The sequence below is a fragment of the Aliterella atlantica CENA595 genome (assembly GCF_000952155.1).
In the GTDB taxonomy this organism is placed as follows: Bacteria; Cyanobacteriota; Cyanobacteriia; order Cyanobacteriales; family Chroococcidiopsidaceae; genus Aliterella; species Aliterella atlantica.
Genome location: NZ_JYON01000007.1, coordinates 173639 through 197833 on the forward strand (window position 1 = coordinate 173639; position 24195 = coordinate 197833).

At 42.2% G+C, this 24195-nt stretch carries 23 protein-coding genes, 1 tRNA gene and 2 pseudogenes; 6 read left to right on the forward strand and 20 right to left on the reverse strand.

The genetic code is table 11. From position 1 onward, the window contains the following. Positions 1–10 precede the first annotated feature (10 nt). Entirely contained in the window at positions 11–2251 is a 2241-nt protein-coding gene (locus tag UH38_RS09000; protein WP_045054352.1) for a transglutaminase TgpA family protein, read from the forward strand. Between the two features lie 90 nt (positions 2252–2341). Here the strand turns inward: UH38_RS09000 and UH38_RS09005 are convergent, their stop codons facing one another. The 6 genes and pseudogenes from UH38_RS09005 to UH38_RS09030 all read right to left on the reverse strand — a co-directional run bounded on the left by UH38_RS09005 (position 2342) and on the right by UH38_RS09030 (position 11147). Further along, positions 2342–5710: a helicase-related protein gene (locus tag UH38_RS09005; protein WP_045054314.1), complete on the reverse strand. Its 3369-nt coding sequence runs from the start codon at positions 5708–5710 to the stop codon at positions 2342–2344. 105 nt (positions 5711–5815) lie between these two features. Continuing rightward, entirely contained in the window at positions 5816–6259 is a 444-nt protein-coding gene (locus UH38_RS09010; RefSeq protein ID WP_045054315.1) for a type II toxin-antitoxin system VapC family toxin, read from the reverse strand. After that, on the reverse strand, positions 6247–6489 hold the full coding sequence (locus UH38_RS09015) for a hypothetical protein (RefSeq protein WP_045054316.1): 243 nt from the start codon (positions 6487–6489) through the stop codon (positions 6247–6249). The genes UH38_RS09010 and UH38_RS09015 overlap by 13 nt, the downstream gene beginning before the upstream one ends. Positions 6490–6502: 13 nt before the next feature. Then, a complete protein-coding gene (locus UH38_RS09020) occupies positions 6503–7072 on the reverse strand; it encodes a Uma2 family endonuclease (protein ID WP_045054317.1) in 570 nt (189 codons plus the stop codon). Between the two features lie 59 nt (positions 7073–7131). Next, positions 7132–10190 (reverse strand): annotated as a pseudogene (locus UH38_RS28435) (Eco57I restriction-modification methylase domain-containing protein). Positions 10191–11065: 875 nt separating this feature from the next. Next, a tRNA-Leu gene (locus UH38_RS09030) sits at positions 11066–11147 on the reverse strand. 74 nt (positions 11148–11221) lie between these two features. On the opposite strand from UH38_RS09030, the gene UH38_RS09035 reads away from it, so the two are divergent. Further along, the gene (locus UH38_RS09035) at positions 11222–11782 is read left to right on the forward strand and encodes a Uma2 family endonuclease (protein WP_045054318.1); all 561 of its coding nucleotides are present in this window, start codon (positions 11222–11224) and stop codon (positions 11780–11782) included. Here the strand turns inward: UH38_RS09035 and UH38_RS09040 are convergent, their stop codons facing one another. Together UH38_RS09040 and UH38_RS09045 are read right to left on the reverse strand one after the other, a co-directional pair. Next, the gene (locus tag UH38_RS09040) at positions 11783–11983 is read right to left on the reverse strand and encodes a type II toxin-antitoxin system HicB family antitoxin (RefSeq protein WP_045054319.1); all 201 of its coding nucleotides are present in this window, start codon (positions 11981–11983) and stop codon (positions 11783–11785) included. Positions 11984–12062: 79 nt separating this feature from the next. Beyond that, positions 12063–12347 (reverse strand): DUF427 domain-containing protein, encoded by a 285-nt coding sequence (locus UH38_RS09045; RefSeq protein WP_045054320.1) that lies wholly within the window; start codon positions 12345–12347, stop codon positions 12063–12065. Positions 12348–12426: 79 nt separating this feature from the next. Here UH38_RS09045 and recQ point away from each other — a divergent pair, with 79 nt between their 5' ends. Continuing rightward, on the forward strand, positions 12427–14580 hold the full coding sequence (recQ, locus tag UH38_RS09050) for a DNA helicase RecQ (RefSeq protein ID WP_045054321.1): 2154 nt from the start codon (positions 12427–12429) through the stop codon (positions 14578–14580). Positions 14581–14916: 336 nt separating this feature from the next. Here the strand turns inward: recQ and UH38_RS09060 are convergent, their stop codons facing one another. The 9 genes from UH38_RS09060 to UH38_RS09100 form a co-directional block, all read right to left on the reverse strand. Next, entirely contained in the window at positions 14917–15564 is a 648-nt protein-coding gene (locus UH38_RS09060) for a hypothetical protein (protein ID WP_052672312.1), read from the reverse strand. Next, entirely contained in the window at positions 15561–15776 is a 216-nt protein-coding gene (locus UH38_RS09065) for a hypothetical protein (protein WP_045054323.1), read from the reverse strand. Before UH38_RS09065 ends, UH38_RS09060 begins: the two co-directional genes overlap by 4 nt. Beyond that, positions 15769–16080, reverse strand: a complete 312-nt coding sequence (locus tag UH38_RS09070) for a hypothetical protein (protein ID WP_045054324.1) — start codon at positions 16078–16080, stop codon at positions 15769–15771. Before UH38_RS09070 ends, UH38_RS09065 begins: the two co-directional genes overlap by 8 nt. Next, entirely contained in the window at positions 16077–16475 is a 399-nt protein-coding gene (locus UH38_RS09075) for a hypothetical protein (protein WP_144405653.1), read from the reverse strand. Before UH38_RS09075 ends, UH38_RS09070 begins: the two co-directional genes overlap by 4 nt. 12 nt (positions 16476–16487) lie before the next feature. Continuing rightward, entirely contained in the window at positions 16488–16766 is a 279-nt protein-coding gene (locus UH38_RS09080; RefSeq protein ID WP_045054326.1) for a hypothetical protein, read from the reverse strand. Between the two features lie 3 nt (positions 16767–16769). Continuing rightward, complete coding sequence (locus UH38_RS09085; RefSeq protein WP_045054327.1) at positions 16770–17297, reverse strand: hypothetical protein; 528 nt, start codon at positions 17295–17297, stop codon at positions 16770–16772. A 97-nt stretch (positions 17298–17394) separates the two neighbouring features. Continuing rightward, positions 17395–18234 (reverse strand): hypothetical protein, encoded by an 840-nt coding sequence (locus UH38_RS09090; protein ID WP_045054328.1) that lies wholly within the window; start codon positions 18232–18234, stop codon positions 17395–17397. 4 nt (positions 18235–18238) lie between these two features. Then, positions 18239–21088 (reverse strand): hypothetical protein, encoded by a 2850-nt coding sequence (locus UH38_RS09095; RefSeq protein ID WP_045054329.1) that lies wholly within the window; start codon positions 21086–21088, stop codon positions 18239–18241. 9 nt (positions 21089–21097) lie between these two features. After that, positions 21098–21403, reverse strand: a complete 306-nt coding sequence (locus UH38_RS09100; protein ID WP_045054330.1) for a hypothetical protein — start codon at positions 21401–21403, stop codon at positions 21098–21100. 232 nt (positions 21404–21635) lie between these two features. Between UH38_RS09100 and UH38_RS09105 the strand changes: the two genes are divergently transcribed. Together UH38_RS09105 and UH38_RS09110 are read left to right on the forward strand one after the other, a co-directional pair. Then, complete coding sequence (locus UH38_RS09105; protein ID WP_045054331.1) at positions 21636–22220, forward strand: tyrosine-type recombinase/integrase; 585 nt, start codon at positions 21636–21638, stop codon at positions 22218–22220. A 46-nt stretch (positions 22221–22266) separates the two neighbouring features. Continuing rightward, positions 22267–22746, forward strand: a complete 480-nt coding sequence (locus tag UH38_RS09110; RefSeq protein WP_045054332.1) for a single-stranded DNA-binding protein — start codon at positions 22267–22269, stop codon at positions 22744–22746. A 45-nt stretch (positions 22747–22791) separates the two neighbouring features. Here the strand turns inward: UH38_RS09110 and UH38_RS26700 are convergent, their stop codons facing one another. From UH38_RS26700 to UH38_RS27625, 3 genes are all read right to left on the reverse strand, one after another. Then, the gene (locus UH38_RS26700; protein ID WP_160295940.1) at positions 22792–22968 is read right to left on the reverse strand and encodes a hypothetical protein; all 177 of its coding nucleotides are present in this window, start codon (positions 22966–22968) and stop codon (positions 22792–22794) included. After that, positions 22961–23407: a hypothetical protein gene (locus UH38_RS09115; protein WP_144405654.1), complete on the reverse strand. Its 447-nt coding sequence runs from the start codon at positions 23405–23407 to the stop codon at positions 22961–22963. Before UH38_RS09115 ends, UH38_RS26700 begins: the two co-directional genes overlap by 8 nt. A 93-nt stretch (positions 23408–23500) precedes the next feature. Beyond that, the gene (locus UH38_RS27625; RefSeq protein ID WP_045054334.1) at positions 23501–23767 is read right to left on the reverse strand and encodes a helix-turn-helix domain-containing protein; all 267 of its coding nucleotides are present in this window, start codon (positions 23765–23767) and stop codon (positions 23501–23503) included. A 172-nt stretch (positions 23768–23939) separates the two neighbouring features. Here UH38_RS27625 and UH38_RS09125 point away from each other — a divergent pair. Further along, positions 23940–24195 (forward strand): annotated as a pseudogene (locus UH38_RS09125) (hypothetical protein); the annotation flags it as partial.

Genomic DNA, 24195 nt, shown 5'->3' on the forward strand with positions numbered 1-24195 from the left:
CTTAACAATAATGCGATCGCTCTTGCCGCTAAGATTACCCCAATACGTACCTAGTAAAGATGTCGAAGATTCCATCTGGCTGCGAGTATTGGTGCAAGCGTTGGTAATAGTAGGAATTATTGCTGTCGATATTGCGGCACAGACGCAAAATAGCTTATGGGCAATACCATCTAGTATTGTTGGCGCATCCTGGAGTTGGTATCGTCGCCGCGATCGCAATATTACCCTGAAATTCTGTATCGCGCTGGGAATGCTAGTAGCTTTGGGAGCCTTTTTTGGGCGGATTTTGGGCAATCTAAACGATACTAGGCTAGTTTTAGCAGATTTATTAATTCAAATCCAGGTATTTCATAGTTTCGATTTACCCAGGCGTAAAGATTTAGGCTATTCCATTGTTATCGGACTAATTTTATTGGGCGTTGCTGGTACTGTTAGCCAAACATTAGCTTTTGCACCAATATTACTCGTGTTTTTGGCGATCGCTCTACCTATATTAGTTTTAGATTATCGTTCGCGTTTGGGTATCCGCCAGCCAGCAAGTTCTCTCAAAGCCAAAATACCTGTAACTGCAAAAAACTTGGGATTGATATTTTTGGTGGTTTTGGGCTTAGGATTAGTTATTTTTGCCTTTTTACCCCGCTTTCCAGGCTATCAATTGCGGACGTTTCCAGTTAGTCAATCTATCAATTATCAAGGGCAGTTTGACGGGCGCAGCATTACCAATCCTGGCTACGTGCGTGAAGGTAATGGAACGGGTAATGGAACTGGAAGAGGCGGTACGCAGAGGCAACCAGGTCAACTAGACGATACCTTTTATTATGGATTTAATAGCACTATTGACCAGAATTTACGGGGTTTTCTCAAACCCAAAATAGTGATGAGAGTGCGATCGCAAGCTGAGGGATTTTGGCGAGTTTTGGCTTTCGATCGCTATACAGGTAAAGGTTGGGAGATTTCTCGCAACGAACAAGTACAAAAAATTACTCGTTCTAGTTGGTCTTACCAAATGTCTGTACCTTTGCCAATATCTAGAGGACGCACCAAGGAAGTAGTCCAAACTTACACAGTAGTCTCAGACTTGCCGAATTTAATTCCAGCATTAGCCGATCCCAAACAACTGTATTTTCCCACAGCCGAAGTAGCAATCGATCTAGAAGGAGGTTTGCGAGCGCCTGTAGGATTAGTTGAAGATATGACTTATACAGTAGTTTCAGAAGTACCATTTCGCGATCGCACGTCTTTACAGCAAGCTGGTAATAATTATCCGCAACGTATCCAAGACTATTATTTGCAAGTTCCGCCAGCAATTTTGTCACGGGTGCGCGATCGCACTTTAGAAATTTTAGATAACTACAACCAAGAAAGAGTAGCCAAATCGACTAAACCCTTAACCTCAGCATACGAAAAAACTTTATATCTAGCTCAGTATCTCAAGCAACGCTACTCCATTCCTGACAATCCCTTTGGTTTACCGCCCTTGGCTGACAACGAGGATTTAGTCGAAACATTCTTATTTAAAAATCAAGGCGGCTATCCCGATCATTTTTCCACTACTTTAACTATCATGCTGCGTTCTATCGGCATCCCAGCGCGGTTAGTAGCAGGCTTTAGCCCTGGGCAATTTAACCCATTTACAGGGCTATACGTAGTGCGAAATACCGATGCTTATGCGATGAGCGAAGTTTATTTCCCTAAGTATGGCTGGTTTGCATTCGATCCAATTCCAAATCATCCCTTAATTCCGCCTTCAGTAGAAGAAACGCAAACATTCGGCGTATTGCGACAATTTTGGGCTTGGATCGCTGGCTGGTTGCCAACTCCTGTTAGTGGTTTACTTACTAATATATTTGCTTGGATATTTGGCGCGATCGCTCTATTTTTAAGTCTATTTACCCAAGGTTGGGCAGGTATTATAACAGGGCTAACTATTGCTACTGGAATGGGGTTTTTATCTTGGCTAGCTTGGCAACAATTGCAAGCATGGCGCTACCGCCATCGTTTAGCAAAACTTCCAGAAATGGAAAGATTGTATCAACAAATGCTAGCTTGGACTGCTCAAAAAGGCGATCGCAAACCCCCCTACCAAACCCCGCTAGAATACTCTCAAGCCGCACAACTACAACAACCCCCAGCTATAGCCCAAGTAATTGAGGAAATTTGCAAAGCGTATGTTAGCTGGCGCTATGGGGGTAAAGTTCCACCGTTAAAGCATTTGCAACAAAAATGGCAGCAAGTGCAGAAAAAACGTTGAGTTAGTTGACAACTGACTATTATGGCTAAAGTGTTTCACGTCTTTTACGGCAATGGCAAACTCTCAGAAGCGGGGCAAAATTGAGTGAACTTAAATTAAAGCTTCGCTACAAACAATGATAGGGACTGGATTAGATAGTGTCGGCATACTGTTATTGTTTAACCACTCACGCATATTGTGCTGATTGTAAATCTTCAATAGTTGGTTGAATAAATCTCGATCTGTTATGCCGTTATGTCGTAACGTATTTATCTCACGGCTGATTGCTTGAGTGATTGAACCACGAAACACTCGCTCTAAGATATTAACTTGGGCTTTTACTTCCTCATCTGCGATCGCCTTAAAATAGATTCTTAGTTCTCGCAGAATATATCTTTGCCCCGAAGTTAAACGCTGGTTGTATTCCTTTTCAGCTTGGCGATGCTTGACTTCTTCGGCAAACTGACGCTTTACACGCATGACAGTAGTATTGTGGTTTTTGGGGAGTGCAGCAGCGGGGAGATTTACATCGGTCTTAATTGCGCCTAATATACGAGGGATATCTCTAGAAATTACCTGTCCTTGAGAGTCTACCAAAAACAACTGCTGATAGCCTTTAATATGCGGTCGATTTGGATCTGATGCTTCACAAAATACGTATGTTGCCTTTTGCATTGATACCTTAGCTGTACGAATACCATTGGGTAATGTAGCAATGCGCTCAAATTCAACAGGATCGTTATTCTGTAGCTGCCTAAGAATTTCCTCAGCTTCATTTAAATCTAAAAATTCTTCCTCCTCTTCAGGATCGAACAGACTCAACTGTTTGCCTTTTTGCTCGTAAATAGCATATAAAGCTTCTTCATTAAGTTGCTCAGTGCGATCGAGAATGGCAGAGTCTTCACCAATAGTATCGTGAATTTCTTGAATTCTATTTTTAAGTTTCTGCTGCAAACCTAAGTTACGTTCAATGCCTAATTCTGGCAAGAAGTTAAAACCATAAATTATATCTTTCTCGCTACCAATGCGGTCAATTCGACCAAAACGCTGAATTAATCTAACTGGGTTCCAATGCAGGTCGTAGTTAATTATTGAGTCACCATCTTGAAGGTTTAAGCCTTCTGCTAGAACATCAGTAGCAATAAGGGTATTTAGTTCTGATTCTCCGAGTCTAAATTTGTATTCTTTATTAGCTTTAGGTGCAAATCTGCCAACTGCACGAGCTTTATTCTTGCTGCTACCACTATAAATTACATCGATATCATCTTGCTTGCCTTGCGCTTTTAAGTTGTCATGCAGATACTTGGCTGTATCAGCATATTGAGTAAAAATTAATCTTTTTTTACCTTGGAGAGGAGGCTTAGATAACCACTTTTTAAGGGTTTGTAATTTAGCGTCTTTGTCAGGAGTAATTTGTGCAACTAATTCCTGAATTTGTTTGAGAATATGAATGTCATGCTCGATATGCTGTTGTAATTTTTCGGCATCAAAATCAGCTAGATCGTATTTATTTGAGACTTGACGTAAAGCATCCATCAAGTCTTGTTCTTCAGCGCGATCGCAATCTTCAGACAAAAGAGTTTGTGCTTCTTCTCCTGCTGGGACAAATCCTTGAGATAGTGCGTGGAAAAATCGTTGATGCACCAGCAACAATCTATCAATTGTTACTTGAAAGGCGTAAACGCTAGACTCGAAGCGCTTAAATAACAGCACTCGCATCAAACCACGCAAATTTGCGCCCGCCCTTTGTAATGTAATATAAGGTTCTTGCCGCTGTTTATCTTTTAAAACATAATTCCAGAGTCCATAACGGGCATAACTGAGTTCGTTAATTGGTGGTTTACCTAATTGACGTTTACGTGGTTTACCTATGTACTGACGTAATTCTTGGTAAAGCCCCTGGTAAGTATCCTCAATACTGTATTCAATTGTTTCCAGTTCTCGCTTAGGGAAAAAGCGATGCTGACTCCCAACAATGACGTAAGCCTGTCGTTTTCCACTTAGATACTCGCCAAAGTTAGTTGGATCTACACGATCGTGGGTTGCTGCGTCGAATCCGTAAAAACGTAAGATATGATTGCGGGTGCGTCGAATCAGAATGTGAGATAGTAACTCTGGTAGTTTCTTCTCGCCTTTCTCGACTAACCGGAAGTATTCTTTTAAATCGGGCGGATCTATAGGTAAGTCTGTTTTGTCATCTTGATGGAATAGTTTGAGTTGGTGATAGATATCCCAAGCACTTTTGTTACGAGGAGTAGCTGTTAACAAGCAACAACGTTTACCAGCAGCTAAAAATGTCTCTAAGACTTTATACCGTTGTGTAGTGTTATTTCGCAGGTTATGGCTTTCGTCAATTAGTACGAAGTCTCTATCTTTATACCTGAAATCATCTAAAAGAACCATTACCCCATTTTCATCATCTTCCTTCAGCAGCCCCATTGAAAGGACGCGAGCATTTAGTTGATAAACTTCGTTGTAGCGTTCCCACATTTCGATTAATGGAGGAGGGCAGATTATTAAGGGACGGGCGCGTTCTGTTTGTTCAAAACGTTTAACAATTGCTGCCCCAATAAAGCTTTCACCTAGTCCTACGACATCAGAAACAAAAGCCCCGCCGTAATCTCGGATGTTTTGGATGGCATGATTAACGGCGACTTTTTGAAATTCTGCTAACTGTTTGGTAATTTCGTCTTCTAAGATAATGTCTTTTGGCGTGGTATCTTCTAAGCGATCGCGCACCAATGCATACAGAGTTTTCATGTAAACGTCATAAGGACGGACGAGAGTAGCAGCCCAAGACTGTTGCATCTCGCGCATCAAGGCTTCGTTGAAATCATCTGCTTCGTGCCAAAGTTCTGCAAACCAGTGGGTTAATTCTGCATGATTATTATTGCCATGAATTACTACATTGAGTTCGGTATTATTGGAGATACCGGACAGGGTAAGATTAGATGACCCAACAATAGCAATACCGTTTTCTGACCGTTCTAGGGGTCTACCTCGCTCGTTGAAGACAGTAGCGTAGTCGAAAATATAAGCTTTGGCGTGTAATGTTCCTTTAGTGTAAATTTTCACATGAAGCCGTTTTTCCTCAATCATCTGCACTAAGTTTTTTACCAGTGTCTCAGCTTCATCGGTCTGATCCATTAGCTCTATACTGGAACGGATATTAGCTGCTGTATCCGTTGTCATTTGTTCAACTTCAGTGCGTTTGGGGTAGGTTTGGGCTTCGATGCGATCGCTAATTAATTCTAGTTGTCGGTAGCCTTGGGCGATTTGTTCGATAGTTTCGCGGTTGGTGGTGTTGCCAATTAGTAGGCGTAGTTCTTTTATATTGGTCAGGCGATCGGCGATCGCAGTAAAGCCAGAAAGAAAGAAATAACCTACTGCAAAATGAGCGGTTGATGATGAGTCGAGAATGCAATTTATTTGATCTACTAATTTCTGATTGCGGTTATCTATAATGTCATGTGTAGGCATATTTTTTACTGGAAAATGCAAGTATGGACGCGCCAACGGCTGACTCAAAAGTTGGCTGAAATGCGCGGGTAAATATAAATATTTGAGGTTTAAATTAAATACTGTTTAAGATGCTAAGACTTCGCTGAGAACAACAACGGGCAAGCCGGACACATTACGAAAAGCTTTATCATTGGTAATAAATTGGGTACAATTTACAGATAAGGCTGTAGCTGCATGAATGGCATCAGGTGTCTTTAGGTTAGTAGTAGCCCTGAGAGTTGCAGCTTGACTTAGCACAGATTGACTAATAGAAATTAGTCTCATATCTGATGACAATAGCAGTTGTTCGTAGTCTGCAATCAGCGCATTATTCGCATTTCTCAAGGGTACGACTAGGGTTTCCATAAGTATTAGTTCGCTGCTAATAATTTCAATTTCACCTAATTGAAACTTCGACCATAGTGGTTGCAGTAGTGAATAATAATCAGGATTGCCTTCTACGGTATAAATAAATATAGATGTGTCTATGTAAATAATGCTAGAGGAAGCCATTACTAGCTGTCCCATGATTCCCTTTCCTCTCGTACTTGCCGATCTATATCCTCGGTGGTTCTGAAGGAGAGACGTTTACTGCGGATTTCTTCTATTAAATCTACGACACAATGCCGTTTAGATTCGGGTTTTTCTGGTAGAACGACAAATACATCAACGCGATCGCCGATTGCAGCTTCGGGAATTTGAATTTCTATTTTGTTTCCTGGTAATACTTTGGTTGTGATGTGTAAAGCCGATTGCATAATTTATTCAACCTTAAAAAGTGAATACATCTTCGTAAATGTCTGCCATTGTTAGGGTTAACCCTACTGAGTTTAATTCTATGTCATCACCCTTACTCAAAGTTTGCACTGACCAATTTCCTTGAGCATCTTGACGATAAACTTCTACTTTGATTTCATCTTGAGATACTAATACATATTCTCGTAAGCTTTCTAAAGTTTGGTAATTAACAAGTTTTTCTCGTTTGTCTGTAGTTTCTGTGCTTGGTGATAATACCTCTATGATTAAACAAGGATAATTTAAAAAAAAGCGGTCTTGGTCTTGGGAGTTGCAAGTAACTACAACATCAGGATAGTAAAATATACCATTTGCTTTATTGGCTAGTTCTATCTTGACTTTCATGTCAGCCATAAAGACGCTACAGGAACTACCCCGCAAATGAGAACGTAGGTGAGAGTAGATATTTCCAGCAATCAAATTATGTTCTTTACTACCACCTGACATTGCGAAGATTTGACCGCCAAGATATTCGTGACGAATTTCGCTAGATTTCTCTAATTGCAAGTATTCTTCAACGCCAAAAAAGTTTATAGAGGATAGCATGGTTTTTACCTTAGCAATTATTAATAAGGAAGGCGAGATCTACTCTTTTCTCTATTGTCCTACAGTCCGTATAGGGTAGTGACGCGATCGTCTATTTCTTTTTCCCATGCTTCACATCCAACTCCTTTAGCATTTAGACATTTTTGTACTAATTTAGATATAGCTTCTTGTTCGGTGGCAGAAGCTTTAGGTATAGGAATTTTATTTATATAAATTGCTCTTAATTCTAGTCTTCCACCTTTTTCCGCATCACCGAGTACAGAACAACTATTTTTTAGATATACCCATGTAGGGGTAGAATTTAGCACGCCAAGAAGATAAAGATCATTTACAGGTATAATAAAAGCTTTGTCGTTAGGTACTAAACCTTTAGTATCAAGAGTAAAACGAGATTGTTTAGCAATAACGGGATACATAATCTTAGTTCTCTCAAATCTATGTGTGTCCCCAGGACTAGCTTGGAGTTCGTACCATTTATAATCACCACGCGCTCGTCCTTGAGATTCTTTTCCCGTTTCTTTTGGTGTTAACCGTGCTTGCCAACAAGATAAATGAGCTTTAATAGCAGGGTAAGCATTTATGTTAATACCATGCTTTGTTAATATTAACCACTTATTCTGATAGTTTATGCGCCATTTGCGAATGTCGTCACCTACAGCTAGTGGCTTGATAATTTCTGCACTTTTAGGATCTTGGGCAATTAATTCTGCTCGTTTTGCTTCATCAATAACAAATGCCTTGTTGAACCCCGTCTTGACACCATAATAAATCTGACCATTGACATACTCAACTAATGGAATCCCTGCTGCTTCCATCTTTTTGAGTTTATTAGCAGAAGTGGTGTCAGTTAGTAACCAATTTGATCCACTTATAGCTGTATGTGGTAAACTTTGCCCTCTCTCCCGAATAACTGATAAAACATTAGGATAGGGAGATTTTAAAGATTTAACTTGAGTAAAAATAGTTGATTTACTAACTGTTTTTCCATTCTGGGCAATAAAAATCATTGGAAACGTAGCAGCACTTTTAAATACTGGTAACTCTCCAAAATCTGTAATGCTATGAACCTGGGAAGTTTCAGCAATATACTGCCGTAATTTTGAACCGTACTTAGCCCGAAACCATTTATTAGGAGAAATAAACGTTAACATTCCATTGGGACGTAGTAATTCCAAAGCACGGGCGTAAAAGTAGCAATACAAATCAGCGGTTCCGGTATAAACGTCTGGATAAACCTTTTGTAGTGTAGGCTTTAAATGTTTAATTAATTCTTGCCGGACATAGGGTGGATTCGCTACTACAACATCAAAACCACCATCTGCGAATACCTTAGCAAATTCTACTGCCCAATCAAAGCCAGATACTTTACTGCTACCATGAGTTAATAGGGCAATCTCTGTTTTCAGTCTTATAACTTCTTCTTGTAAAGCCTTCTTCTCACCTCCTAAGTGTGCCTTCATATAACGAGCTTTAGCATCTCGATATTGCTGGATGCATATGTCTTGAATCGAACTTACTCTTCTAGGATTAGGTGCAATCAAACTATCTCCCATTTCAATTTTATATTTCAAGTTTGGCAATGGTTTGGGGTCATCTCCCTCATATTCTACTGCTAGAGATAGCCACAACCTTAAACGAGCAATATTAACAGCAATTAAATCGATATCTACTCCATAAATATTATTTTCTATAATTTCTAACTTTCGTTGATATGTAGTTTTTGAGTCAAGCTTTTTAGCATTAAACAAGCATTGCCGTAAATCTAATAATTCATGCAACATTCCTAATAAGTATGCCCCGCTACCACAAGCTAAATCGCAGGTACGAACCCACCGTAATGCTTCTAAAATAGCTTCTGGATTCCCTAAATCTATTGGATCGTGGTCATCAACAAATCGATCTATTGCATCCGGTAACTCTCCTGAAACCTGAGTTTTTAGATAGCCCTTCAATGCTTCTCGGCACATGAAAGAAACAATTGGTTTAGGAGTATAATAACTACCAGAACCATGTCTATTTGTGACCAACTCTTCAAACACCTTTCCTACTCTTCAAACACCTTTCCTAACATTTCGGGATCTACTGCTACCTCTACATCTAGGGGCGTACTCTCAGTGACGGTAAAAGCAAAGCGCTGAAAAAGGTCATGAAGAATAGTATCTACACACTCGTCTGATACAATAATTCGAGAGTCTTTATCATCTTCGTCTCTTTCAAATAGCCCACCGTTTAGATAAGGCACTCTACCAATTAAGTATTTAAGATAGCCGCCATTATTGATACCAGCTATGTCTTGCTGTTGAGGATTATTGAGTCCTGCAAAAAAGAGGTGCGATAGGCGATCGCGGTAGAAATTCTTATTATTACTGTTATCCTTCTGATAATCTTGCCACAAGGCTGATAAATAGTCAGTTTTACCATTAAACTTCAGCCAACCTTTTTTCTGAATAAAAGCAATAAACATCAAACGGTTAAACAACTTTTGGGTAAATAACCGTCGGCGCTCGTCATCTTTAAGAGTCGGCTGAATTAGCCTTTCAACTTTCTCAAAAATTATACGATACTGGTCGAAAAATTTATTAGTGACTACCTCAACATCAAATGCTTCGTCATGGCGTTGCTGAATGTCGAAAGGTGATGCATCTGATTTTATAGATTCAAGATCCAGTAAACTTATTTGTTCCGTTGCTATTCTTAATTGCTCTCCTTCTCCAACAGTAATACGCCGGAAAAGCTTTCGCCTTTGAATTGTACTGTCATATTTAACGTTTAGAAAATGCCATTGTGATTGTGCTTTATTGGAAAAAACAAACAGAGAATATGGATGCTTTTGTAAAAGGTAGTCTACAATATTTCTTTCTTGTTCTCTTGATAGCTGCTCTGACTTTAGCCGAGTATAAATAATATAAAAATCTTTATTGACTCCCCCAGAAGCTAATAATAATGGATCTTCCTCTAGTTCATTATCAACTTTGACAGGTAAGGCTCGACGAGAAAGTGCTTTATTAACGCGATCGTAATTTAACTGACTCCAAAATAGCTTTTTAAGCCCATCTAGATTTTTAAGATTCTGAAGTGATATTTCTATAGATTTTTGTAATTCTAATGATGCTGACATAACGGGAGATTAAATATGGTGAACCTACCGCGCAGCAAAGCATAACCGCTCAACGTTGATACGTCGCAGCCAAACTAAACTATTAATTACACTAAAAACTTATTATTTTTACTTGTAAGCGCGGTTAGTCATTAAAAATCACGCGTTTAGAAACATAGCTTCAATTTTTATATTGCAGTTCAAATTTATGTCTAGTTTTATAAAATGGATAAAATTTTATTGAAAGTAATATTTATTTCTAGCTAGTTCCAGTATGTAAACCACGTTGTTTTTACTGATTTATAATACAAATTTAACTTTGGAATTTTGCTCTCGCCTTCAGAGTTTGTACGGAAATGCAAACAAGAAAAATAAATAGCGAAAACAAGATGATTGGTGATGATATGCTCTTTATCTTCTGTAAAATCATCTACATTCGTAGTAATCTTAATAAAGTTGAAATTTCAAATAAGTAAATATACGGCTGTAATATTACAGGGGAAAATTCAAAATTTTTAAGCGAGTAGGCATTTTTGTATTTTTACCGAGAAAATAAAATACTCGTATTTTTTAAGCGTACTGAAATGTCAAGGATTAGTAATAATATAGGCTATATACTAATTTCTTAGCCTGCTGTTTAGGGAATGCTGCATCAAAAAGCTAATTTTACTGGACTTAGCGATCGCATTTAGCAGTTAGCTCCCAATCCCTTAATTTACAAGCCTTGTTAAGATACTATGCACCCTAACCAGCCAATTTTTGCTCGTTTGTGTGTCGGGAAAACCTAATGAGAAACAGTACCTCTACGCTCCAAACCAGAAGCTCAGTTGCAGCCCACAATCAGGCGTAATAATAAAAACTGATCCCTTTGGTTTCTTCCTGTAATAGAGAGATAATGCGGATGAAAGGACTTGAACCTTCACTTCTTGCGAAACTAGAACCTAAATCTAGCGCGTCTGCCAATTCCGCCACATCCGCTTATTTGGCTTAACCATCATAGCAGAGATTTTTAGCTATTGCCATAAAGCGATCGCAAATTCATGAGGTAATTTATGTCTGTCGAACTACTAAGGAAACAATTTACAGTCTGGGATTACCACCAAATGGTGAAGGCAGGTATTCTCAAAGAAGATGAGCGTGTAGAACTGATAGCAGGAGAAATTATCAAAATGTCACCAATTGGTACTCTTCACGCTGCCCAAGTTAAACGACTAATTAACTTGTTTGCCGAAATACTAGGCGCTAGTGTTATAGTTGCGGCACAAGATCCAGTCCAATTAAGCGACTATTCTGAACCTCAACCAGATATCGCATTGCTCAAACGCCGCACTGATTTCTACGCTACTGCCCATCCCCAACCACAAGATGTATTGTTGCTAGTAGAAGTTGCCGATACTACTATTGACTACGATCGCAGCGTCAAAATGCCTTTATATGCAGCTAGTAATATCTCTGAAGCTTGGATAGTAGATATCAATGGGCAAAATATCGAAGTTTACAGACAGCCTGCATCTGATGGCTATCAGCATATTCAAACTTTTCAAAGGGGTCAAAGCTTATTTATTCAAGCTTTCCCAGAGATTAATTTAAATGTAGATGAGTTGTTAGGCTAACTACTGTGTTAACTCAAAAATACGGTTTTGTATTTCTAAAGGATCGGCAACTTCAAAAAATAACTCTAAAGCTTCTGCTAGGTTACTTTTTGCTCGCTCTAATGTGTTTCCTTGACTAGCAATATCTAATTCAGGGCAGAAGGCAACATATTCATCGCCTTCACGTTCGATAATAGCTGTAAAGTGCCGAATAGTTTTCATATAGAACTTATTATTCCCATTACTACATCTTGCTTATGCTGCGATCGCACTTTATAGGGGGCATAACGCCCCCAACTACTTACGACTCGACTTTCACGCCGCGCCAGAAAGCGACGTAACCCTCAATATTCTTGGCTTTTTCCTTGGCACTAGGATAGTACCAAGCAGCATCTTTATTTACTTGCCCGTCTACAGCCACATTGTAGTAGCTAGCAAGCCCTTTCCAGGGACAAGTTGTATGAGTGTTGCTTTCTTGGAAGTATTCCTTTTTGATCGAGTCAGCAGGAAAGTAATGATTTCCTTCGACAACCTCGGTGCGATCGCTTTCGGCGATAACTGTACCATTCCAAACTGCTTTCGGCATATATTTGTTTAATTAAGAAACTGTCCAAATACTATTATCAGGCGAAAATAGAACTAGCATCTTCTTGACAACGGCAACTATGCCTCAGTTTGACTCTCTAGAATCTGCCCTCAAGCATTATTTTGGCTACACTAGCTTCCGCCCTGGGCAACAACCAATTATCGAACAAGCATTATCTAACCAAGATTTGCTAGTTGTCATGCCTACTGGTGGCGGCAAATCTTTGTGCTTTCAATTGCCTGCGTTGCTGAAAAAAGGCTTAACTGTAGTCGTTTCACCGCTGATTGCTTTGATGCAAGATCAAGTGCAAGCCCTGCGCGATAACGGGATTGGCGCAACTTTCCTCAATAGTACGCTCAACGCTTATAAAGTGCGATCGCGCGAAGAAGCAATACTTAATGGTAAAGTCAAACTGCTATACGTAGCCCCAGAAAGGTTGTTAAGCGATCGCTTTTTACCGTTTCTCGACTTAGTACAGCATCAAGTCGGTATTTCTACTTTTGCTATTGATGAAGCCCATTGCGTCTCAGAATGGGGACACGATTTTCGCCCAGAATACCGCCAACTAAATTCGCTGCGCCGACGTTACCCAGACGTTCCTACCATAGCACTGACGGCAACAGCTACAGATCGCGTCCGTCAAGATATCATTCAACAACTAGGCTTAAATAAACCTAATATCCACGTCGCTAGCTTCAATCGCCCAAATCTTTACTACGAAGTACAACCTAAGCAGAAACAAAGTTACAGCCAATTACTGCAAGCGATAAATCAAAGCCAAGGATCGGGCATTATTTACTGTCTCAGCCGCCGCAAAGTTGACGATATCACTCAAAAGTTGCAACAAGAGGGTATTTCAGCATTACCTTATCATGCAGGATTGAGCGACGAAGAAAGAGAGCAAAACCAAACGCGCTTTATTCGGGATGATGTACGAATAATGGTAGCAACGATCGCTTTTGGCATGGGAATCAATAAGCCAGATGTGCGATTTGTGATTCACTACGACTTACCTCGCAACTTAGAAAGCTATTATCAAGAATCAGGAAGGGCAGGTAGAGACAACGAACCAGCGCGGTGTACGATCTTTTTTGGCTACGGCGATGTCAAGACAGTTGAGTATCTAATCGAGCAAAAAGCTGATGTTCAAGAACAACGAATAGCTAAACAACAATTGCGGCAAATTATCGATTACGCTCAAGGTACAGTTTGTCGTAGAACTATCCAAATTGGCTATTTTGGCGAACGGTTTGAGGGCAATTGCAATAACTGCGATAACTGCTGCAACCCCAAACCATTAGAAGATTGGACAATCGAAGCTATGAAATTTCTTTCTTGCGTTGCTCGTTGCAAAGAAAGATTTGGCATGGCTCATATTGTAGACGTACTGCGCGGCTCAAAAAATCAGAAAGTTTTGCAGTACGAACACGACAAATTATCTACGTACGGCATTGGTAAAGACAAAAGTGCGGACGATTGGCGCTTTTTGGGGCGGAGTTTGTTACATCAAGGCTTATTAGAGCAAACTACTGATGGTTACTCTATTTTGCGGCTAAATGCGCTTAGTTGGGAAGTAATGCGTAAGCAAAAGACTGTCTCTATTGCCGTTCCTGCTACGCCGAAACCTGAAGTAGATAGTCGTAGTTCAATTAAAGCTGCTGATGTAGAAATGCTATTTCAAAAGTTGCGTAGCTTGCGCAAACAAGTAGCTGACGCACAAGGGCTAGCTCCCTACATGGTATTTGCCGATTCCAGCTTGAAAATGATGGCACAAGTGCAGCCGCAAACCTTAGCTGAATTTAGCAAAGTTTCTGGAGTAGGTAGCCACAAATTAGCCCAATATGGAGAGAAATTTGTTGCAGAGATTAAAGAATATACTCAGCAGATGCAAAGTAGTAGTGCGAGCGCATCAAAAGCCGCTGCTTTCCCTTCTGATAGTAAGTTACTAACTCTACAACTACACAGACAAGGACTAACTATTGAAGAAATTGCCCAAAAACGTAACTTAAGTATTGCTACAGTTGTTACTCACTTAGCTGAGTTAATTGCGATGAATCAACCTGTAGAGCTAGATTTATTAGTAATTCCAGTACGCCAGCAATTCATTATCAAAGCAATTCAAACCATTGGTGCAGCTTCACTTAGACCTATATACGAACATTTGGGCGAAAGCTACACCTACGACGAGATTAAGCTAGTAAGAGCTTGGTGGCAGTGTAAAAATAATAGCTAAATAGCGCTGTTAGGCTTGCGACCGAGAATCAAAGATAAACTTTTAGGTAAAGCAATGCAAATTGCAGCGTTTACTACTGTCAAAAACAAGCAATCAATAAAACTCATAATCGCTGACTCCTTAGTTCAAGTTGCTACTTCTGCAATTGGTTTTTCTTATGGCTTCATTATTGCCTACAACTTCTGTAGACAAACAAAAGCAGTCTTTTGAATTTCTTTTGACAGCTATAACTTTTTCTAATCTAAAGATTTTCCTTATGTAGTAAAGGTTTTAGGCTTTGTAACTTCAAGTTCGGCTATTGATTGGTCGTAAAGATTAATAAGAATCCCCACAAATCTATAGGGGGAATTGTTTGATTAGCTCGTCACCAGGAATAATCGTGGTCCAAAATTTGTAATTCTTATCATATCGAGCATCTTGCTTCAACAATCGCATAAATTGTTTATGTCCTTCTCTAGTGCGACCAACCAAACAGCCAGCCGAGGCATTGAATACTTTAGTTACTGGTAGGTCGTAGCCCCAATGCTGATTTACGCCAAATAAACCGCGATCGAGAAAATCTCCAGTACGGCGATAGTCTTTGTTGTAGTCGCGGTAGACAGCGATTGGTAGTACCTGGACTAAAGCTTCGTGCGCGTCTCTTTTGCCGTGAAAGCCTATACTCCAGCCTTCGTACTGCCCAAAAGCGATCCGCGCCGCGCCCTTGCTGTTCATTGGATGCTGCGTATAGTAGTCACCTGGTTCTGTGGTTGCATCCCAATTACCAAGAATGACAGGTTTATCGACAATCTCGATTACCAAGCGGCGATCGTTAAATTCATTAGGGCGATCGGCGTTGAGGCTGCCGTCGGCATTGCAGCCCTCAACATACACGATGTTATAGCGCCTAGGACCCGTAAAGACTTGATACTTCTTTGCTGCCATCCAGCGGACAATCGAACTGGCAAAGGACTTATCTAACGTTGATGCTAAAACGAGATTCACTTATTCTCCTTTTCTTCTACATCCTCAGTTGTGGGGTGTGCGCTAGCGGGACGTTGAGTAACGATACCCAATAGCACGGTAGATACGCCGCCTATAGTACCCACAATTTTGGCGTTTCCCACTTGTTGAATAGTAAGTACCGTGCAAATTCCGGCTAACGCTCCAAAAATGGTTGATAGCAAATCTAATTGATTTTTGTTGAGCTTAATCATCTTCCTTCCTGGAGCGCAAATCTGAAAATAGTAAGGCTTTGATCTCTGTAAGGTCTTTATCAATGCGATCGCACCTGGTATCTAAATCCTTTCTGCTTTCTCTAAACTCTTTTTCAAAGGTGTCGGTTTGGAATTTAAACGCCTCCGCCAAACTTTGGTAATAGGTTTTGAGATGATTAAAATCGCGCTCTGCCGCGTAGCCTTTGATCACCGAGCCGCGATATATTGCAGCAATGCCAATCGCGCTAGTGAGGATGCCTAAAACGCTGCCGATTAACCCCGCCCATACTACTAAGGCGTTCATGTCGCGCTCTCTGTGTACTTCCAGATTTCTAAATCGATCTCCCGATACCAACGCGGAATACTAATTTCTAATAGGTAAGGAGACAAACCAAAGTCGGTAAACGCAATTAAATTCAATCTGTTCAACAGAACTGCTTGCGATTTCTCCGATTGCACCGCGCTAATGTAATCGGACGTGCTGCTAGGAGAAAATAGCAATCGAGGACTGACAAAAGCAGCCAACCGCCATGTAGGTTTAGCAGAATTGGAACTTGCCCCAATCAGCAACGTAAAGCGATCTACTGAGACTGTTATTGGGGGAATTGGTAAAAATCCTTGTGGCTCGTTTGGTGTGGGATTTGCCACATAATTGCGCCTCAGTACTAAATCCCAGTTGAGGTTATTGGCAAAATCCACGCTTTGTTTCACCTAAGGCAGTGAGGGCAAAATCAAGCTAGCATCATCAATAACAGTTTGATTATCAATTACGCTATCGATAACTTCTTCTACTAAATCCAAATACTCGTAAGCATCAATCTTAAAATCAGCTACGCAATCAAGTAAAACTTCTAAGGGAACTTCACCTTTCAATAATGCAAGCGCAATTTTTCGCTGTTCGTCTAAACGAATAATCTCTTGCTCGATATCAGACTTGTTGAGTTCTGACGAACTATTAAAGTCTAGTAAAAATGGCTCTAATACATCCATATATTAGGCATCTTCGTCTTGAAATCTAGGTTTAGCTGTTGAAGGAATTTGCAATTTCAAAGCAGCTACAGCCTCAGCGAAAGTGTCTGTATCTGAAGCTTTACCAAAAGGAAAACTGATCGTTTTGTTGTTGTATTTTAAATACCGCAATCCCGTTAAATGACTGGTTGAAGCTGTCCCCGAAGTATCATTGAGCGTTCGGTAAATTACTCTAGCAGGCTTAACTTTCTTGAATTTCAAAGATACGTTTGGGGCTGCTATATTGTCCTTAACGCGAGCGTTTACTGCTGTAACACCTTTTACCGTCTCCCAAGCGGGTACAGTCGCGCTAGCTTCAGCAAAAATAGTACCTGGTAGATCGTAATTAAAAAGCCGTAAAAACAACTTTTTAGATTCCGGTCTATTGCCCCCAGTTCCAACTTTAGAATCCTCAAGAGTTGGGCTTAATCTATTAAGGTACGCTAAATACTTCTGCTTTGCTGCTTCGCCTCTTTCGCCTCTAAGAACTCGATGAAATTTTGGTACAGCCACACTTTTTACCTCATGCTTAATAAGTACGCATTAAACTTAGCTCATAGTTTTCTCCGTTCTTGTTTACCGGAACCCTATAGGGTTCTAGCTTGTACCTTCATTTGACTAGAGCCTTGCCATTAATGCTCGTACGGTCGTACAAAATTACGGGTACTGGCATACCGTAAATGTGACACTCAGCCTTAACAAAGCGGACATCAGCTATAGGTCTACGTCTTGGCAATCGCCTTGACGAACCCAAGATTCGCTTATTTGGTGGAATTGTTGGGTAAGCTTGTGATGCTTCTTGATTTTCCCTGACATTTAAATATTTCCAGTCAGGTGTATCTGTCTGGATATCTAATACTTGTTCTATTACTCGCTTGCCTTGAGTGACATCGCGACTGAGTATTTGCAGGAAGTATGGTTTGCTGCGATCGCTATAGTTGCACTTTACTTTTCCCTTACGCCAGACAAACCCGTTGTTAGCTCCAAAATTAGTCTTAACTCTCTGAGCTAACACCCGTAATTTAGTTTCTGTAATTGTTTCGTGTGTTTCCCCAGAAACTCTAAAGGCTATTTCCCCGACAACAGGCGAGTAACCTGGCTCTACATCTTCTAGATCTTCCTTGAAGTGCAGCGTGATTTGCGGGATATGAACGAGTGCTTCTTGCTGGTAGAAAGTTGTAGGAATGCCGTAGACAGGTGTTTGTAGATCCCTCGCCTTGCCAAAAGTAAAGTAATACAGCATCATTCTTACTGTTGTGACGGCAATTGGATCGCTATCTTCGTGCAGCAGCGCTCGTAGCATTGCGCCGCGAGTTGTTCCTACTTCCGGCTCCCAGGTGTCGCCATCCCCAAATATGTCTTTAAAGTCTGCTCTGATTTGTTTGTTGAGATAGCGCCTAACAACCAGTTGCAGGTGTTCGATGTCGCTAAATGGTTCTGGTAATGCCATAACTTTATCGGTCGGTTAAAAAACTAAGTAAGCCTGTTTCGTCCTCACCTGTAGGATCTGCAACTAAATTGGCTTTGATTTTTTCGGCTTCTGCTTTAATCAATTTGTTATCAATTGCTTCGGGTCTATCCGCATCAGCTAGTGCTTTTTTAAAGTCTTGGGTAGCTTTGACGGCTTCAGTATATTGCTCTTGCCCTTCAACAACATTCTCGGCAATCTCGTTTATGGTTTCTAATACTTGCGTTACGTCGCCAACTTTGGTCTGAAAAACCATGAACTTAGAGGTTTTAACGGTAATGCGTTCGCTCATAAAGTTGTAGGCATTTTCGCGGACTACGCTAGCTGCTCTAAGCGCGTTGCCGATTTTTCCCGTATATTCCGCTGCCGTCTCAATTGCTTCGCCAATCGAATTAAACATCTGGGCGGTAGCATTAAGACTATTGGTTGCGGCGCGATAAATTGCATTGTATTTTCGCAAGCCAACTTTTAACCCTGCATAGTTTTCTTCGCCTAGCAGCAACGTCATGAATTTTTCTATACCTTGGTTAAACACGGCATTCAAATCTACGTTGTCGCCCTCGGACGTTTGCAGCAAGCCTGTAGCGTTGCCTACGCTTGATAAAACTTCTAGCAATGTGATTTTTAGGCTGGCACTGAGCATCATTGCATTATGCAAGCTGGATGCGATCGCAATTAAGTTGAGGGCGCGATCGATGCCGAGAGAACTGGAAAGCCTGCCCAAAAATCCAGATATTCCATCTGCTCCCTTCATTAAGGGACCAAGTTTATTGTTCGCCAGATCCACGCCTTCTTTGATTGGCTTAAGCAAAGCTAGTTCGTTTAAGTTTGCTGCCAAGTTGGCTAAATTCCCCAATCCATTTAACTTCTCATTGATGGGGGCATTGCCTCTACTTACGGCATCGTTCACCATGTTGTACGAGCAACCGCCTGGTTGTGTTGTCCGACAGGTTCCGGTTTCCGCTGCATCGCGCAAAGCTTCGGGTGTTGTGTTGTTGGCGATTGGGTTGAGCAATACAGTTGCTCCAACTATCAGTAGCTCCAGTTGATTTAATTTATTTCTCAGATCGTCAAAGTCTGGTTGGCTTGTCGTTGGGGTAGGTGCGGGCGTTGGAGTTGGCGGCGGCACAGTTGGAGTTGGGCGCACTGCATCGGGCGTAGGATTATTAAGAGTAGTGGTTGGCAGTCCCGACGGCGGCGCGGTGTTGGGGTTAGGGCTTGAGCTAAATCCAGGATTGGCTGTAAGCGGGTTAGGCTGTAAGATTGTGGGCTGAAATCCCGCTCCTGGGAAGCTTCGATCGGCAGGATTAGTTGTAGGATTGCCTGTAGTGGTGGGGCTGCCAGGAGTAACAATCTCTAGGCTGCCATCAGGATTAAAAGTAAATGGCGATTTATTTGGCACTCCTTGAGTTGCTGATGCAGGCGCTCCAATACTGCTAGGAGATCCGCTAGGTGCAGCATCAGGTAATAACGCAACAGGCAATGGTGAAAAATCAGGATGCTCCTCGGGTCCTAGATTTCCTTTAGGTATCCAGTCGGGCGAATCTCCCCTTGGAGTACCCCCTGCTTTACTTAGAAATCCACCAGGAGCGTAATTATTGAGCGCTGGGGAGGAAGTGACATTATTGTTGGTGATATTGATTATTTGAGGAATTGCACTTGGGGGCGCATAGTTTGTATTACCTGGATGCTCTAGCGAGTCGGGGGTGCGATTATCCTGGGGAATTGGCAAAGAGGGAGGATTTCCACCTAAATTAGCGCTGCCATCTAGAATAATTATGTTGGTAATTTCTATAGATGCTTTTTGCAAATGGTAGCTGTTTGCAATGAAACTATTCATTGGCAAGGAAACAGGACCGCTGGCAAAGGTCCCATGATGTCTGATTATGTACACGCAATTTCCATCAGAAAGTAATTCAAAGAAAACCCCAACAATAGGTCCATAGCAACTAAATTCTCTTTTCTGTACTCTATCGGGCTGCCCTACGCCCTGCGTCATCGTGTATTCCAGATAAGCATTGTAAAGTACCCTTGGCGTTTGACCACCCTGAAACGGGTACTTGCCAACTTTTGGATCGAATTGCCCGCGCGGGGCTTCAGCAGTTGACGGAAAAGCTAAATTGTATAAGGCGCTTCCTGCCATACCGCCAAGGTAGCCACCGACCATACCACCCAAAAAACCGCCCATCGGACCAAGGGCGCTTCCGGCGGCAAAGCCAGCGGCGCTACCAATTCCACTGCCTATTGCTCCCGCTGCTGCTTGCCCTAATGGCTGCCCTGCTGCAATGCGAAACGCAAAGTCAACCGCCGCGCCTGCTGCTGGATAAGCTAGTCTGCCTGGTACTCCAGGTAATCCCGATGGCTTTGCGCCTGGTGCGGGGTTAGGACCTGCTAATGTTTGCCTGGGCGATGCGGTTGGTGGAGCGGCTTCCATATTCACCACATTGCCACTACCGCCGCTCGTTCGAGGTGTGGGCGGCGGCGATGCGGGGCTTGTTCTCGGTCCCGATGGCGGTACGTCTGCGCTTGGTGGCGGCGTTGTTGGCGGGGTGGGGTTGGGGCGATCGCGCTTCAGCAATCCCTCCGATAAAGGTTCCTTGGGAATGATAGGCTCATTAACGGGAAGTCCAGCGCGATACCGCAATTCGGCATCGCTGGGGACCGTCAGACGATTATCGTTAAACTTCTTGAGATTTAACGCATCGCGCATCAAGTTGTCTACTTGGCGATCGACTGTATTGTCCTGAAACTCTCGCTCGTAACTGCGATCGCCTGGTCGCGGAAATTGCTCGTTTAGGCGATTAACTAAATTCTGCTCGTCAGGAGTTAGAGGCATTTATTACCCCTAATTAGCTTTGAAGGTGGCTGGCAATGCAGTGTTACTGAGTTCTTGAGCGTATGTCCACATCTTTGCGCCTCCAGCTAAATAGTCTGGACTCATTTGAATTGAGGAGCGACCCAACAACCTATATTTGTTGTCCGCCGCGACGTAAAATACGCCTGCTTGAGCCGTGCGCTCGGTGTAGCCTACTCCTTCAATTGCTGTGAGGGCTGGGTTGATATTGGCTAAGGCAAGATTTGCCCAGGCTGCTAATTTTTCTAGGGTGTTGATTTGCGAAGGAATATCGGTAGAAATATTTAGAGCCGTCATAGATTTAAGCGAATTTACGTAAGTATTTGCCCCAGTTTATCCGCGCTCTAAAATTGATGACTCTTTCTAGTTTTATGGAAAACCGGAATATCACTGATGACGCTGCGATAGTTATCTGAGCTATATTTAACGTGCTTTTAATTAATAGTTATTTAGACGTTTGTTCTACTTTTAATTGTTATTTAGATAAAAGCAGAAGTTGAATATTTGATAAAAGTGGAAGGTCGAATTAGTGAAGAACAATCGTCACGGTCAGGCTGCTATTATTTCCGATGTCGAATATCAAAAAATTCGCAAGTGCTTGAAAAGTAAAAAATATAAGTTGCTGCTCGATATCGCTAGGTTCACGGGAGAGCGCTGGGGAGCGATCGTGCAGCTAAGAATTGAAGATATTTTTGATGCCAACGGCAATCCGCTTGAATTCATTACTTTCCCTAGTGGCATCCGCAAAGCCGATACCAAGGGCAAGCGCCACACGCGCACTGTTCCGGTTCACCCAGCGCTGCACGAAATTTTGAGCGCTTACCGCCCCACCAGTGCGAAGGGTTGGCTGTTTGAGAGCCGTATTCTTCCCGATACTCACATTACACTTCGCGCCGCCGACTTGATGCTACGAGGCGCGGTGGAGGCGGCGAACCTTTCTCACAAGGGCTTTTCTACTCACTCGACGCGGCGCAGCTTCATTACTCGGCTTTGGGAAGCTGGGGTCGATTTGCACACGATTCAATTGCTCACCGGGCACAAGGACCCGCAAGCTTTGGTCCGCTACATCGATGCCGACCCCAATCGGATCAAAACGGCTTTGGCTCTACTGTAAAACCGTATAGACTAAAAGCAGCGTGATCGCGCACGTTAGATAAGCTATGACCCCGCAAGAGTTCCAGACCTACATCAACCACCAGCGATTGGAAATCGAAGCGACTAACCGCATTGCCGATGCCATAGAGAAGCTGACGGCAATGATGGAAAAGATGCTTAAAGTATCCGATACCTTGGAGCGGATAGCGCTCCTTATAGATAGGATGCTTCCGGCTAAGGCTCCCGATGTCGTTTTCGATATTTCCCAATTTGCTACTTTTGATTGGGCGAGTATCGGGGTGGTTGTAGTTCAAAAGGATGAATCTGGTCCTACTGTAGTCAATTGGCGCGGGCAGCCTTTCTTTCGCCGCAGCCCTAACAATAAGTTCGCCGCTGCCATTTGGTTTAGTCGTTGCATTGGCAAGGACGAGCGGGGTGAGAATACTTACGAGCGCCTTTGTACGTTTAAATCGCTAGGTCATATAGAAGTTGAGCCTATTTCAGATAAGGTCAAAGCGGATCTATCGCGATCGCCGCGTATATAAAGATGTGATGACTAGACCTACATTATCGGACCCGTTGGATCGCATCTAAGGATCGTCCTCATCATAATCGTCTTCTTCATCATATTCTTCTCTCTCCAGAGCGCCACCATAACAGTAAGGGCAAAGCCCTTCAATAAGTTCGTAGCTATAAAATCCGCAATCGTAGCAGATTGATGCTAGTTCGTATTCGGTAAACATCTTTGTATCTAAATAACTAGCCATTGCCACCTTTGATTAGCTTGACTATCTCCTGGGGAGCTTTAAGGTGCGCGATCGCATCCAACACCTTCTCCTTAAGCGCGATCGCCCTCAAGCTTGTGCTGCTGCCTCCTATGTGCAGGTGCTTGAGCTTTCGCCCCTCCATCCATACATAGCGATAGTAAGAGTAGTTTTTTCGCTTTGAAGGCGAGTAAATCTCTACCCAATGTTTTTGTTCTGGAGCAGATGTGGTTTGTTCTGGAGCAGGTTGTTCTGGGGCAGGTGGGGGGGCTTGCTCCAGAACAACTTTTTGGGTTTGTTCTGGAGCAGAAATTATGGTTGCTCCAGAACAAGTATCTAGCTGCCAGTCTGTTGTATAGCTGGTATAGGCATCAAGCTTAAATAGCTCTTGCTGCTCCACCTCATCCCTTATCAGTTGGCTGATTGAGTGCTTCTTGCTCATAATTATTAGGTGTACGGACTAATCAAAGCTGCTTTCAAAATGTTCAATAACAACCGCTCAAATCAGAAAGCAGATTTGAGCGGCTTTTTGTTGTTATTGGGTTTGCGAACTGCGACCTGGTGGACCGAAGTCATCAGGTAGATCGTTTACCCGCTCAATACCTAGTTCATGGCAGATAGTTTTCAATTGAACAAGCGTTAATCTAGGTTCTGCCTTCCCTGATATCCAGCGTTGATAGGTAGCTCTTGGAATACCACAACGCATAGCAAATTCATCCTGGTTATACCTTGTACGTTCTATTCTTAGAGTCTCCAATGGTGACTGACTCTCCTGTTTTTGTCTTTTACTTCTTGAGTTCATATTATCATTTTGAAGTCTCAATCTGAGGCATCTACTTGACACTTGTAAAGTTGAGGCATCATAATGAGACATAGGTAGACAACAAAAAGAGCAGGCATTTTGTAGATGCCTCCAGCAAGAGTAAATACTTATTAATGCCTGTCCTTTTGTCTTAGTTTCTCACCCAGCAACCATGCCCGTAAGCCGTAGCGATCGCAGTGGCATTTCTGGGGATACGCTCCTCGCGTCCAACCACAACAAAAATATGAGCAATGAAGAACAAGCAGACCTAATCGAGCGGCTAGAAAAAGAAATTGCCGCTTTGAGAGAACAACTCAAAGCGGCAGAAAATACCGTACGTCGCGCCAAGGACCCCAATCCCGTCCAGCGCCCATCGCTCAAACGAGTATTCAAGCTCGTTCACGACGCTTGCATGACCCTAACTCGCC

Bases quoted from the DNA above. Each gene is read 5' to 3' on its own strand.
- UH38_RS26700 (WP_160295940.1), bottom strand. From the start codon at position 22,968: ATGGCTAGTTATTTAGATACAAAGATGTTTACCGAATACGAACTAGCA.
- UH38_RS09035 (WP_045054318.1), top strand. From the start codon at position 11,222: ATGTCTGTCGAACTACTAAGGAAACAATTTACAGTCTGGGATTACCAC.
- UH38_RS09065 (WP_045054323.1), bottom strand. From the start codon at position 15,776: ATGATTAAGCTCAACAAAAATCAATTAGATTTGCTATCAACCATTTTT.
- UH38_RS09020 (WP_045054317.1), bottom strand. From the start codon at position 7,072: ATGCTATCCTCTATAAACTTTTTTGGCGTTGAAGAATACTTGCAATTA.
- UH38_RS09080 (WP_045054326.1), bottom strand. From the start codon at position 16,766: ATGGATGTATTAGAGCCATTTTTACTAGACTTTAATAGTTCGTCAGAA.
- recQ (WP_045054321.1), top strand. From the start codon at position 12,427: ATGCCTCAGTTTGACTCTCTAGAATCTGCCCTCAAGCATTATTTTGGC.
- UH38_RS09095 (WP_045054329.1), bottom strand. From the start codon at position 21,088: ATGCCTCTAACTCCTGACGAGCAGAATTTAGTTAATCGCCTAAACGAG.
- UH38_RS09070 (WP_045054324.1), bottom strand. From the start codon at position 16,080: ATGAACGCCTTAGTAGTATGGGCGGGGTTAATCGGCAGCGTTTTAGGC.
- UH38_RS09110 (WP_045054332.1), top strand. From the start codon at position 22,267: ATGACCCCGCAAGAGTTCCAGACCTACATCAACCACCAGCGATTGGAA.
- UH38_RS27625 (WP_045054334.1), bottom strand. From the start codon at position 23,767: ATGAACTCAAGAAGTAAAAGACAAAAACAGGAGAGTCAGTCACCATTG.
- UH38_RS09015 (WP_045054316.1), bottom strand. From the start codon at position 6,489: ATGCAATCGGCTTTACACATCACAACCAAAGTATTACCAGGAAACAAA.
- UH38_RS09090 (WP_045054328.1), bottom strand. From the start codon at position 18,234: ATGGCATTACCAGAACCATTTAGCGACATCGAACACCTGCAACTGGTT.
- UH38_RS09100 (WP_045054330.1), bottom strand. From the start codon at position 21,403: ATGACGGCTCTAAATATTTCTACCGATATTCCTTCGCAAATCAACACC.
- UH38_RS09115 (WP_144405654.1), bottom strand. From the start codon at position 23,407: ATGAGCAAGAAGCACTCAATCAGCCAACTGATAAGGGATGAGGTGGAG.
- UH38_RS09000 (WP_045054352.1), top strand. From the start codon at position 11: ATGCGATCGCTCTTGCCGCTAAGATTACCCCAATACGTACCTAGTAAA.
- UH38_RS09010 (WP_045054315.1), bottom strand. From the start codon at position 6,259: ATGGGACAGCTAGTAATGGCTTCCTCTAGCATTATTTACATAGACACA.
- UH38_RS09005 (WP_045054314.1), bottom strand. From the start codon at position 5,710: ATGCCTACACATGACATTATAGATAACCGCAATCAGAAATTAGTAGAT.
- UH38_RS09045 (WP_045054320.1), bottom strand. From the start codon at position 12,347: ATGCCGAAAGCAGTTTGGAATGGTACAGTTATCGCCGAAAGCGATCGC.
- UH38_RS09040 (WP_045054319.1), bottom strand. From the start codon at position 11,983: ATGAAAACTATTCGGCACTTTACAGCTATTATCGAACGTGAAGGCGAT.